This is a genomic window from Ruminococcus sp., from assembly GCF_016287535.1.
Taxonomy (GTDB): domain Bacteria; phylum Bacillota; class Clostridia; order Oscillospirales; family Ruminococcaceae; genus Ruminococcus.
Genome location: NZ_JAEFAJ010000021.1, coordinates 24,013 through 35,945, shown reverse-complemented (window position 1 = coordinate 35,945; position 11,933 = coordinate 24,013). Strand labels below are relative to the sequence as shown.

General features: G+C 48.5%; 9 protein-coding genes. 2 read left to right on the top strand and 7 right to left on the bottom strand.

Annotated elements, in window-relative coordinates:
• Window positions 1-202 precede the first annotated feature (202 nt).
• The 7 genes from QZZ36_RS08855 to QZZ36_RS08825 all read right to left on the bottom strand — a co-directional run bounded on the left by QZZ36_RS08855 (window position 203) and on the right by QZZ36_RS08825 (window position 8,702).
• Complete coding sequence (locus QZZ36_RS08855; protein WP_295080181.1) at window positions 203-1,852, bottom strand: peptide ABC transporter substrate-binding protein; 1,650 nt, start codon at window positions 1,850-1,852, stop codon at window positions 203-205.
• Window positions 1,853-1,942: 90 nt separating this feature from the next.
• Window positions 1,943-3,007, bottom strand: a complete 1,065-nt coding sequence (locus tag QZZ36_RS08850; protein WP_295080178.1) for a M15 family metallopeptidase — start codon at window positions 3,005-3,007, stop codon at window positions 1,943-1,945.
• 290 nt (window positions 3,008-3,297) lie between these two features.
• On the bottom strand, window positions 3,298-4,089 hold the full coding sequence (locus QZZ36_RS08845) for an AraC family transcriptional regulator (RefSeq protein WP_295080175.1): 792 nt from the start codon (window positions 4,087-4,089) through the stop codon (window positions 3,298-3,300).
• A 32-nt stretch (window positions 4,090-4,121) separates the two neighbouring features.
• Window positions 4,122-5,489: a thioether cross-link-forming SCIFF peptide maturase gene (scfB, locus tag QZZ36_RS08840; protein ID WP_295080172.1), complete on the bottom strand. Its 1,368-nt coding sequence runs from the start codon at window positions 5,487-5,489 to the stop codon at window positions 4,122-4,124.
• 70 nt (window positions 5,490-5,559) lie between these two features.
• On the bottom strand, window positions 5,560-5,697 hold the full coding sequence (gene scfA / locus QZZ36_RS08835) for a six-cysteine ranthipeptide SCIFF (protein WP_009985845.1): 138 nt from the start codon (window positions 5,695-5,697) through the stop codon (window positions 5,560-5,562).
• Between the two features lie 118 nt (window positions 5,698-5,815).
• Window positions 5,816-6,760, bottom strand: a complete 945-nt coding sequence (locus tag QZZ36_RS08830) for a dockerin type I domain-containing protein (protein WP_295080168.1) — start codon at window positions 6,758-6,760, stop codon at window positions 5,816-5,818.
• Window positions 6,761-6,776: 16 nt separating this feature from the next.
• Window positions 6,777-8,702 carry an ABC-F family ATP-binding cassette domain-containing protein gene (locus tag QZZ36_RS08825; protein ID WP_295080165.1) on the bottom strand — a complete coding sequence of 642 codons (1,926 nt, stop codon included), beginning with the start codon at window positions 8,700-8,702 and terminating at the stop codon, window positions 6,777-6,779.
• A 653-nt stretch (window positions 8,703-9,355) separates the two neighbouring features.
• Here QZZ36_RS08825 and QZZ36_RS08820 point away from each other — a divergent pair.
• Both QZZ36_RS08820 and QZZ36_RS08815 read left to right on the top strand, forming a co-directional pair.
• Window positions 9,356-11,593 carry a substrate-binding domain-containing protein gene (locus QZZ36_RS08820; protein ID WP_295080161.1) on the top strand — a complete coding sequence of 746 codons (2,238 nt, stop codon included), beginning with the start codon at window positions 9,356-9,358 and terminating at the stop codon, window positions 11,591-11,593.
• Entirely contained in the window at window positions 11,583-11,930 is a 348-nt protein-coding gene (locus QZZ36_RS08815; RefSeq protein WP_295080158.1) for a TerY-C metal binding domain-containing protein, read from the top strand. Before QZZ36_RS08820 ends, QZZ36_RS08815 begins: the two co-directional genes overlap by 11 nt.
• Window positions 11,931-11,933 lie beyond the last annotated feature (3 nt).

The window sequence follows — 11,933 nt, the reverse complement described above, 5'->3', positions numbered from 1 at the left end:
AGCTGTTAGCCCATTGTACGGGCGCACAGCGTGCGCCCGTTATTAAAGCGGCGAAGCCGCTTCTAAAAGCTAACGGCTTCAAAATGATAATACAATGCCCCGAAGCGTTTTTGACACGCTTCGGGGCAAAACTTTTATATTGGTGACTGTCTTATGTCGGCCCTATGTTTGGGCTTTTGCTTCTTGTTTCAGCGGGGACGCATTAGCTGTAGTTCTTGGCTGTACGATAGTCTATAGAGCCGGTGAAAGCGTCATAGATTATATCCTCGTTGTCCTTGTTTGCGATAAGGTAGGAACTCTTATAGAACAGCGGAATAAAGCCGTACTCTCCGAGCAGGGCTTTTTCCTGACTGCTGTAGCAGTCGGCAAGCTCCGAAGCAGAGGGACACTTTATCACGGCGTCCGCGCAGTCAAGACCGTTAGCCGCGTTTTTAAGGCAGTCAACAGTCCTGAACTCATTGAATACCGCAAGACCGCTGTTGAAATCAGCTTTCAGCGGATAGAGAGCGATGCTGTAATCACCTTCAGCTATCCTTTTCCTGAATTCGGCGGAGGTCAGGTCCTCTATACCGAGGTATATGCCGAGGCTGTCCTGCCAGCTCTGGGAAAGAATGTGGAGGTATCTCGAATCTATGCTGTTTGAGTCGACGATTATCTTTACGCTTTCCACGGAGTTTATCTTCAGGTCGTTCTTTGCCTTGGCGAGCAGCTTTGCGGCTTCTCCTGCATCGAATATGTCGAACTGCCTGTCCGAAGCAAGGTCGCGGTAGCTCCTGCCGAAGAGGTCTACAGCAGGCGGTATTATTCCGTAAGCAGGGGATATATCCGTCGTCTCTTCGTCACTGATCGCGTTTCTGTCGGCAGAAAGCGCTATAGCTTTACGGATATCGGGATTTGAGTAGATATTGTCCTGAGGATTGAATATAAGTCCGAGAGTAGTTGCCTGCTGACCGGTGATACTGTACTTTTTCGGGTTATACCCGCCGGCCTTCATAGTTGAGAAGCATTCGGTCTCTTCAGCCTTGAAGCACTGCTTTACATCGGCTTCGCTGTCCTGTATCGAGAAGCTTACGAATGTTGGCAGCACTTCATATTCCTTATTCTCATTGACCTCGTTTTTGCGCATATACAGTATATTGTTGCTTCCATAAGGATCGTAGAACCACTGGCGAACGAAGAAAGGGCCGTTTGACATGACCGATCTGTCGTCGAGACCGTATCTGCCCTTGGTGGAGATGAAGAAATCCTCGTTGCATGGGAATGCAGCAGGAGTTGCCATAAGTCCGAGGAATTCGGCGCAGGGGTGTTCAAGGGTTATAACGAGGGTTTGGGCGTCCTTTGCCTCGATACCGACACCTCTTGAGGAAAAACTTCCCTGTGATACATACTGGCTGTTCTTGATGCAGGCAAAGTCCATGAGGTAAGGGGAGCACATTTTAGGATCGAGCACTCTTCTCAGGGCGAAAACGTAATCGTCCGCCACCACAGGGAAGTATTCGTCCTCATCTATCTTGTCGTTCTCGTTTTTGTCGAAGAACCAGTAATTGTCGTCACGCAGGTGGAAGGTATACACACAGCCGTCGTCGGATATGCTGTAGTCCGATGCGTTGCAGCATACCAGGCTGCCGCTGCTGTCCTTCATAACAAGTCCGCTGTACATATTCTTTATTACGGTCGCAGACGATGGATCGCCGGCAAACTGAGGATCAAGACTTTTGGGGTTGCCTTCAAGAGCGGCGCCATACATATGTCCGGCACCGTCGCCTCTTTTGTCCTTGTCTCCGCCGCAGCCTGCGGCTGTAATACAAAGCACAGCACACAATACTGCGGAAATGATACGTTTTCTTTTCACATTTATCTCCATTCTTTTTCTTTGTCCGTTTTATATGCGGCTATAATCAAAATATGTCCCCCGGATCAGACGGGGGACATAGACAATGCTTTAATTCATGCTGACTGTTACGATGAAACCGTCAACGTTGTTGCCCGAAACATCATAAGTCTTGTTTGAAGGAACAGGCACTTCGGTGTCGCCTGTCTTGTTTGCGGGAACATAGTATATCTGATACAGCTTTTTGCCTGTCGAAACCTCTATCGGGTTCTCATTAGTATGCTCCCTGAGAACGTCAATATACTCCTCAAGACAAAGATTGTTCTGTTTTATATAAACAGCGTGCGGAACTCCTACATATCTGTAGGTGTATGTTCTTGAGCGTTCACCGGTAAAGGACTCCTTGCCCTCCGGGAAACGGAGTATAAAGCCGTATTCCGCAGCGTGCTCGTCCACATAGCCATAGATGCCTCTCGGCGAATAGTAGCCGGAGCTTGATCCGTCTGATGGAACTATAGCGAGATCGAGAGAACGTCCGGTATGGTAATCGGAGTAACCCGGCTGGAACTGTGAATTGCCGCTGTAGTACACATCTTCCTGATCGCCAAATTTACGGTATGTACCGATAACGTACAGCTCCTTGCTGTTCTCAGCCTCATAGAAGCTTCTCATGAGAGCTGTGAGCTGTTCGAGGACTGGCTTGTCCAGCTTCTGTGAAAGGTCCGCAACGTGGAAAGGCTCGTCTGCTATATTATCATACAGATCTATGAGCTCGATGTCATCTTCCGGGAATTTATATTCATGTTCAGCATTTACGAGAACAAGGTCACCGCTGTAGATATCTTCCTGCTTGAAGCTCTCGTTCTGGTACTGTGATTCTGACGGCTTAAGACCGTCGGCTGTACCTGTTATAAGAGAACCGGTTTCGCTGCTTGTTGTAAGGTCGTCGATTATGGAAGAATCCTGCTGACCGGTCGTACTGCTGTTGGTTGTCTGTTTGTTTGTAGCGGAGTTTTTATTTTTATCCTTGTCAGAGCACGCATGGGCGCATGAAGCAAGTACCACTGCAAGTACTACAAGAACAAGGACTACCGCAACAAGACGATCATATCTGACTTTATAGCGCCTTGATGATCTTTCTCTCTTGCGGTTTCTGCGCTTATCTCCGTTATTCATAGAAAGAAATCGCTCCTTAAAGATTATTCGATCAATACGGCGGCTGATTAATATCATATTCAGCGCCTGCTCGTATATGTGTTCCGCACATACGGCGGTCTATCTCTAAGTTTAGTTGTCCTTCTGACTTTAAAGTCAAAATTTGTTCACACTTAGTATTATATCACAACTTTTTGTAATTGTAAAGAGGTTTTTTTATTTTTTGCACTAATTTTTTATTGAAATTTGCACATTGTGTACCAACAAAGAACGATTGTCCACAAATTACGGGCAGTTTTTCTGTTGACAAACTATTCCTCTTCTGCCCTTATCCTTCTTCTGTATTCGGTGGGGGTGCAGCCCTTGTGCAGCTTGAACTGCCTCATGAAGTATGACTCGCTGTCGTAGCCGCACAGCTCAGCTATCTGTGCCACTGAGTTCTCGGTATTCCTTAGCATATCCGCAGCACAGAGCAGACGGCTCTCTATGACGTCCTGACGGCAGGTAACGCCGAATGCCGAGAAATAAAGGCGGTGGAAGTAGGTGCGGCTTATATGGAGATTTTTGCATATATCGTCGATGGACCACTGCTTTACCGGGTCCTCGTATATTGAATCCCTGAGCTTTTTCAGCTTTGCATAATGGGGGATCTTTTCTTCGGGAGATTTCTCCGGACCGTCTATAGCGTCGCTGAGCGCAATGAATATCATTCTCATGGCGAGCTCCATGAACTCGCTGAAATGTTTTCCTCTGTGCATGGAATGTGACTGCATGGAGCGGAGTATCCCGGAAATAACGAAATCATCGTCTATTTCTACAGGAGTGTCCTGCGGTATATTCATCGAAGAGATATACTGCCTGTCAGCGGCGGATGTTCTGAAGCTGACAATGTCATATCGCATGGGTTCGGCGCCTGAAGGGCGGAAACTCTGCTTGTAGCCGCTTGTCAGAAGCGCGGCGGACGTGCCGGAGGTATGCTTTACGGTACCGTTTTCTATATATTCAACGGGAGACCTGAAAAGCAGAAAAACAGGATCTGCTCCCATTTCGCCGCCGAGGGCGTTTGTACGCCGGCAATTGAGCGTTATGCTGTTTATTTTCATAATATCCCCTTACCTGTCGCCTGACAGTGAAATTATTCCGCAGAATCAGCCATTCGTACAGCCTTCATCATTATAGCGCATTCAAGCCGCTTCTTTTCAAGCTGGCATGATATCTTGTGAGCTGTTCTGATATCTCCGGTATACTGGTAATTATTTGCGTTGCATCCGCCGCTGCAGTAAAACTTTGCCCAGCACTCGCGGCAGTCGGGCTTTGAGTATACATGAGCCTTTGCGAAGTCGGCTTTCATTTCCTGATTGAAGGTGCCCTCGTCTATATTTCCCATTTTGTACTCGTCGATACCCACGAACTGGTGACAGGGGAATATATCTCCGTCCGGAGTGATAGCCACATAATCGTTTCCGCAGCCGCAGCCCCTGAGTCTCTTGATAGCGCAGGGACCCTGATCGAGATCAAGCATGAAGTGGAAGAAGTTGAACTTCCTGCCCTTCTTCTCGTTTTCAAGGAGCTTCAGCGCCAGCTTTTCGTACTCTGCGAAAACTGCCGGGAGATCCTTTTCCGTGAGGGCATATACATCATCGTCGCCGACCACAGGTTCAACGGATATCTGGTCGAAGCCTGCCTCGTTGAGAGCGAATACGTCGTTTGAGAAGTCAAGGTTCCTGTTTGTGAATGTGCCTCTTACATAGTATTCCTTATCGCCTCTGCCTGCCACAAGCTTTTTGTACTTGGGCATTATGATGTCGTAGCAGCCCTGACCGTTGGGAAGAACACGGAAATAATCGTTTACTTCCTTGCGTCCGTCGATAGAGAGGACAACATTTGACATCTCTCTGTTGATGAAGTCTATCTTTTCATCGTCGAGGAGGAGTCCGTTGGTAGTTATGGTGAAGCGGAACTTCTTGTTGTATTCCTTTTCGCGGCTCCTTGCGTATTCCACTACCTGCTTCACAACGCCGAAGTTCATAAGGGGCTCGCCGCCGAAGAAGTCAAGCTCAAGGTTGGGGCGGTCGCCGGAGTTTTCAAGCAGGAAGTCGATAGCGTGCTTGCCTGTCTCGAATGACATGAGCTTTCTGCCCTTGCCGAAGTCGCCTGTTGAGGCGAAGCAGTATTTGCAGCGCAGCTGGCAGTCATGAGCGATATTGAGGCACATTGCCTTTACGGGAGAAGCTACGGAGTACTGAGCGTACTTCTCATAATCGTCCTCGGAGAAGAGTATCTTGTCGTTATACAGTTCAACTATCTCGTCATAGCACTCCCTGATATCCTCAGGGGAGTAGGACTTTGAGAGCTTGTCCACCACGTTCCGGGGACATTCCGCGTCAAAGGGGGGCTCCACATTATCGAGGAGATCGTAGGTGAGCTCGTCCACAAGATGAACGCCGCCGCTGTTGACGTCGAGTACGATATTAAGCCCGTTAAGCTTATATTTATGGATCATGTTAACAACCTCTATTCAAAAAATATGAGGCAGCATTTTCATACTGCCTCGACTAAACTTAGTGTTCAGCTTATCTCTCGCACTTCTGATTTGCAACTGTGCATGAAGTCTTGCAAGCTGACTGGCATGAAGCCTGGCACTTGCCGCAGCCGCCTTTTTTAGCGGATTCCTTGAGATTAGCCTTATTGATAGTCTTGATGTGTTTCATTTTTTTACCCTCCATAGGAATGATACGGCACGTGCCGTAAATTACTGAATAATATTATACCATACATTGATGTTCAATGCAATAGTTATTCTAAATAATTTACTTATTTACCTATATCTCATGCTCCGTAGATACTGTCGTAAACGAAGTTGTAAATATCGACATAGGTGCCCGATGTATAGTGCAGACCGTCAGTGGTTGCGAAGCCATGCATATTGAGATAGGTGTAGGAATCGAGGAAAGTGATCCTGCTGTCCAGACCGTCTCTCAATGTAGCGTTGAGGCTTTCAATGCCCGAATTCAACCCCTGAGAAGAGCCGCTGCACGGATTAACTGACATGACGATTACCGTGTTGTTGTCAAGGAACTCGTCAGGCAGACTGTTGTACCAATTGAGATATGCACGACTGTTGTGAAGATCGTTTACACCAAGATTGAAGATAACGGTTTTATTGCGTATCTGACATATACTGTCATGATTCCTGTTGAGAAGAGCGATGCCCACGCCAATCTCGCCAAGGTAATCGATAGCCACGCTGTAAGACAGTCCCACTGTACGTGAGTCGCCTATCCAGAACCATTCGCTGTAGTCACTGTCTATACGCGGATGAGTGTACTCAAGCCCGCTGAAATCCAGTGGCTGCTGTGTTTCTGACTCAGTGGCTGACGGAGCAGATGTGCCCTGAACTCCGTTATCGTCCTCGTCTGTCATCTTCTGTTTAAAGCCGTGCTGTTCGAGGAAGTCTGTAAGTATCGCTTCCTCATCTCCTGCCGAAACGCAGGCGTAGTAGGAAAGTATCAGGGAAGCGTCTATCGCGTCCACAAGGCTGTCGCCGTTGAGGTCGGCAGCTGATTCCTGATACGAATAGAGGGGACTTTCATGTCCCGAGGAAATTGACGCATATGCAGCAAGGACAGCCGAAGCGTCCGTTGCGTCAACCGTGCCGTCGCCGTTTACGTCACCGATCGTATAAAGACCGGCTGCACCGTGAGCGGTGAACCCCGCTGACGGAACGACGAGCGCCGCAGCTGCGGCAAGGCTCATAAGCGTTTTGATTTTCATAAGATGTTACTCCTTTTTACTGGTCAAGCTCAATCAGAAGCTCAAAATCAGCATCGATCCTCTGTTTAAGCTCTTCGATCTCGGCGCATTTGCGGTTCATCAGCTCGTAATCGCTGTAGACCTCCTCCCTGCCGATCTCATCGGTAAGGGAGTCTATCTGCGCCTGAAGGTCGTCGATTTCCTTTTCAAGGCGTTTCATTTCATTTTTTCTCGCAGCGTCGGCACTTCTCTGCTGTTTGCTGCGATAGCCCTTTGCGGACTTTTCTTTTGCTGCTTCCGCAGCCCGTTGTTGCTTTTCGGCTTCGAGAGCTTTACGCTCCGCAGCCTGCTCTTCCCGCAGCACATCGAGATATTTATTGAAGCCATAGTTGTGTAAACGGTAGCTTCCGCCCGATAATTCGATGAGACGGTCAGAGATCTTGCTCAGGAGATACCGGTCATGGCTCACAAATATGACCGTTCCTGTATATTCAGCCAGCGCCTCCTCGATAGCCTCCTTTGAACTGAGGTCGAGGTGGTTGGTCGGCTCGTCGAGTATGAGCACGTTTCCATGCTCCTGCATCATAATGGCGAAGCAGAGCTTAGCCCGCTCGCCGCCGCTGATGACGCCCGTTTCCTTGAACACGTTCTCGCCCACCAAGCGCACTTGTGCAAGGAGACTGCGGACCTCAAGATCCGACATAAGGGGATAGCGGCTGTGGAGCTCTTCCATGACAGTGAGCTCCTTGTGAAGATTTGTGCTTTCCTGTTCAAAATAGGAAATTTTGATATTGCTGTTCCAGCGGACGAGCCCCCTGTGCGGCAGCTGTTCCTGGAGTATGCGCAGCAGCGTTGATTTACCAATGCCGTTGTCGCCTATGATACCGACTTTTTCGCCTCTGCGGACTTCAAAGTCGAGGGTATCCACAAGTGTTTTGCGTGAAGCGCCTTCTCCTACGGATATGTCCACTCCCTTTACCTTGAGCACGTCTATGGGCGGCTCAACTGCATAAGTGAAGCGTATCTTCGCGTGTTTTGTGTCGTGGACGGGGCGTTCTACGCGCTCTATCTTTTCGAGCTGTTTTCTTCGGCTCTGAGCCATTTTGGTAGTAGACGCACGGACGAGATTCTTAGCTACGTAGTCCTCCAGCTGAGCTATCTGCTTCTGCTGGAGCTCGTATTCCTTCTCGCGGCGGGCGTCGTTCTCCTCACGCTGTCTTACGAAGGCTGTATAGTTGCCTCTGTAGCGTGTGAGTATACCTCTTTCGATCTCGCAGACCGAGGTACAGAGCCTGTCAAGGAAGTAGCGGTCATGGGAAACTATCAGTATAGCGCCCTTGTAGGAGCGGAGATAGTCCTCAAGCCACATTATTGTCTTGAAGTCAAGGTGATTGGTAGGCTCATCGAGTATGAGCAGGTTAGGCTCTTCAAGGAGCAGCCTGGCGATACAAAGTCTGGTTTTTTCTCCGCCGCTGAAGCCGGATACGGTACGCTCCAGCTCTTCGCCGGAGAAGCCCATGCCGTTCAGCACCATACGTATCTTCACATCGGTATTGTAGCCGTCGTTGGCCTCTACCCATGAAGAGAGCTGCTGGTACTCGTCGGCAGCGGAATCATCGCCCATTTCTATTTCAAGTTCTATTTCGCGGAGACGGTCTATAGCCGTGTGTACAGGCTCGAATACGCTTCTCATCTCTTCGATGACGGTGTTTTCGGTATTGAGACCGCCCATCTGTTCGAGGTAGCCAACGGTGGTTTTTGCCGCCATGGATACTATACCGTCCTTTTCTGTGAACCGGTCGGGCTCAACAGAGCCGGTGAGTATCTTCAGCAGTGTGGACTTGCCGCAGCCGTTGTTGCCCACAAGACCTATCCTGTCGCTCTCGTCGATGGTGAGGGAGACATTTTTCAGGACCTGATTCCCGTTATAGAATTTGTTTATGTTCGTTAAGCTTGCAAGCATTGCAGACTTCCTTTTTTTCAGCCGTAATGTACAAACAACAGTTGACTGCTTTGTGCAGGCTGCAATTAAATATCAGTATGTCCACAGTGGTTCCACAAAATGGACAGTATATATATACAAACATAATAACACTTTCAGAATGAAATGTCAATGGTCACGGTCAATATAATTACCATATAGATATATGGCTAATTTATACAATATACATCAAAAATGCCGATTATTCACTGTTTTTTGAATAAAAGCGAAAAAGTCCTCCGGAAACGGAGAACTTTTTCACAGGAATCAACTTATAAAAAGTGAGAGGGTAAAAAGCGTGTCCCGTACAGGCTCCGAGAGCCTGAAGATAGGCAGTATCGCGTGCAGAGCAGCCTATACTCCTGCAAGATATGCCTGTCCCCTGAAAGGCAGAGCGGTTGCCGGCAACTCCTTACCGGGCGTGGATTTGCTGTCAATGCCTTCAAATAGTATTATAACACAAATTCTTGCAAAAGCAATGAAAAATACTATTTTTTTAAGAAGATTTTTTGAAATCTGTACAGCAAATATATATAATTGTCTTGCATTCGACGTTTATTTATGATACAATAGTACATATAAACTAAATCATATTTTTGCTCCGCAAAATTATGATTTACAAAAGGAGGGAGAGCATGAGCCGAAGGATACTGATAGGCGTAATTATCGCAGACTGTCATATCGACTTCCAGTGTGAGATACTGCGGGGTATAATAACGCAGGCTTTCAAGAGCAACTGCGATATAGCGGTCATAGCGCCGCTTCATGATTTTTCTGTAAGCTCCGTCCACAAGGACGCGGAAAAGGCGATTTTTGACCTCATACTCTCCGACAGTATAGATGGTCTTATCTACGACAGGAATACATTTCACAATGAGGATATCTGTCATTATGTTGACAGTCTGTGCAAGCGCTCGGAAAAGCCGGTAATGCTCCTTGACCACAACGATCACAAGAGCTTTGAGACCACCTCGGTCGATGACTGTGAAGCCTTTGAGACCATTACCGACCACCTTATAAATGTGCATGGTTACAGGAAGATATACTGTATAACCGGTCCCAAGAACACCTTCAGCGGCGAGGAAAGACTTGCCGGATACAGGAGTTCGATGAAGAGGCACGGGATAGATATAGGCACGGACTGGTGCGAATACGGTGATTTCTGGATCGAAGCCCCGAAAAAGTTCGCCAGACGCATACTGAGTGGCGAGCTTGAACGCCCGGAGGCTATCGTCTGCGGAAACGATGTTATGGCGATAACCCTTACCAAGATATTTACAGATGCGGGACTAAGCGTTCCGGGGGATATTGCGATAACAGGCTACGACGCATCCATAGAGGGCTATCAGTCAACTCCTTCCATAACCAGTTACTGCCGCCCGAATTTTCAGCTCGGTGCTGAGTCGGTAAGGCGGCTCTACCGCATAATAACAGGAAAAATATGCAGCAAGGTGCCCAATGAGAACGGCGAGCTCAGACTCGGAGAGAGCTGCGGCTGTACTGAGAATCAGGGACTGCGCCGCAATATACAGCGTAATATAAGCATAAACAGCCGTTTCGAGACCCAGCTTCTCTACGGCGATATGCTGTTTGACATAACCAATGCTGACAATATAGCCACTTTTGCCGACAGGCTGGATAATTACACATACTTCCTGCATAAGATGAGAAGGGTGCGTATCTGCCTCACAAAGAGCTATATCGACTCCACGGTGGACAAGAACGCCGAGGAGCTGAGCTTCCGCACGGGTGACGAAATGAAGGTCATACTTGCAAAGTCAGCGATATGGCGCGAGTCCGAGAGCCGGAGCTTTTTCAGCTCATCAAGGCTGCTCCCGGACTACAGTGAGGAGCGAAGCTACCCCTCCGCTTTCTTTATTTCTCCTCTCCATTACAACAGCAACTTCTTCGGCTACTGCGCCGTATCCTTCGGAAAGGAGCCACGTTCGTTCAGCTCTCTTTACATGAAGTGGATAAACTACGTGAACGTAGCTCTTGAACAGGTGCGAATAAAGGCGATAATGAACAGGACTATCCTCAATACCAGCAAGGCGCTGCTCTACGACCATATAACCGGTCTGCTCAACAGGAGCGGTATCGAGCAGGAATTCAGCACGAAGCTCTCGGCTCATTCGGGCAACGGATTTATCGAGTGTGCAGCTTTTGAGCTCCACGGACTGAAAAAAGCCTACTACCAGAGCGGCGAGGAAAAGTCAAACAGTATCATGGCTGCCTTTGCGAAGAAGCTCCGCTCCTGCATACGCGGCAGGGAGATATGCGGAGCATGGGCTGCTCAGACTCTCTGCGTCATAAGTCCCGACGAAGGACGTGCGGAAGAGGTATACACCGAGCTCTGCGGAAAAATAAAGGACAGCCAGTTCAGCGGCGATGAAAACTGCAATATCGACTTTTCCGTTGGGGTGTGCGGGCTGGAGATAACCCCCTCTGCCGACCTATCGGACGCTATGTACAGGGCAACGGTGAACAGGGTATTTTCCTACGCTATCTCGGAGCCTACCTCAAATCCGCAGTTTGAAAAGCTGTGTCAGCTGAGGAACAGGATAATGAAGAACCCAGAGCTCCCGTGGAAGATAAACGAGATAGCGGAGAGCCTCTATCTCAGCAAGAGCTACCTGCAGAAGATATACAAGTCATACTTCGGAAAGAGTATTATAGAGGAAATGATACAGTTCCGCATAGACAACGCAAAGACCCTGCTCTCACAGACGGATATGACAGTAACGGAGATATCCCGTGAGTGCGGCTATTCATCATACAACTACTTCGTCCGCCAGTTCAGATCCTGCGAGGGCGTCTCGCCGTCTGACTACCGCGATGAACAGAAAAGAAAGGCTGAAGAAAATGAAAGCTGAAGTTATACTTATGAAATGTCCCGAAGCAAACCGTATCTACGGTGTAAGAGTTGAAGAGTGGAAAGGGGACTGGTTCAGGACGTGGGCTTTTCCTGTTGATCCGAAACGGGCTTCCCGCGAGGGCTTCGACAGGAACGAGATAAAAGGCAACCTTTATCCGGCAGACGAATACAACGGCTGTCCCTACTGCAAGTCGGTAAGGTTCGTGCAGTGCAGCCGCTGCGGCAAGCTGAGCTGCTGGAATAATGAAGAGCGTATAACCTGCGGCTGGTGCGGTCTCACAGGAGATATTGAGACCACAGAGGACGAGATTGAAGTAAAAAGCGGAGATTATTGATAA

Bases quoted from the DNA above. Each gene is read 5' to 3' on its own strand.
- QZZ36_RS08850 (WP_295080178.1), bottom strand. From the start codon at position 3,007: ATGAATAACGGAGATAAGCGCAGAAACCGCAAGAGAGAAAGATCATCA.
- QZZ36_RS08845 (WP_295080175.1), bottom strand. From the start codon at position 4,089: ATGAAAATAAACAGCATAACGCTCAATTGCCGGCGTACAAACGCCCTC.
- scfB (WP_295080172.1), bottom strand. From the start codon at position 5,489: ATGATCCATAAATATAAGCTTAACGGGCTTAATATCGTACTCGACGTC.
- scfA (WP_009985845.1), bottom strand. From the start codon at position 5,697: ATGAAACACATCAAGACTATCAATAAGGCTAATCTCAAGGAATCCGCT.
- QZZ36_RS08830 (WP_295080168.1), bottom strand. From the start codon at position 6,760: ATGAAAATCAAAACGCTTATGAGCCTTGCCGCAGCTGCGGCGCTCGTC.
- QZZ36_RS08825 (WP_295080165.1), bottom strand. From the start codon at position 8,702: ATGCTTGCAAGCTTAACGAACATAAACAAATTCTATAACGGGAATCAG.
- QZZ36_RS08820 (WP_295080161.1), top strand. From the start codon at position 9,356: ATGAGCCGAAGGATACTGATAGGCGTAATTATCGCAGACTGTCATATC.
- QZZ36_RS08815 (WP_295080158.1), top strand. From the start codon at position 11,583: ATGAAAGCTGAAGTTATACTTATGAAATGTCCCGAAGCAAACCGTATC.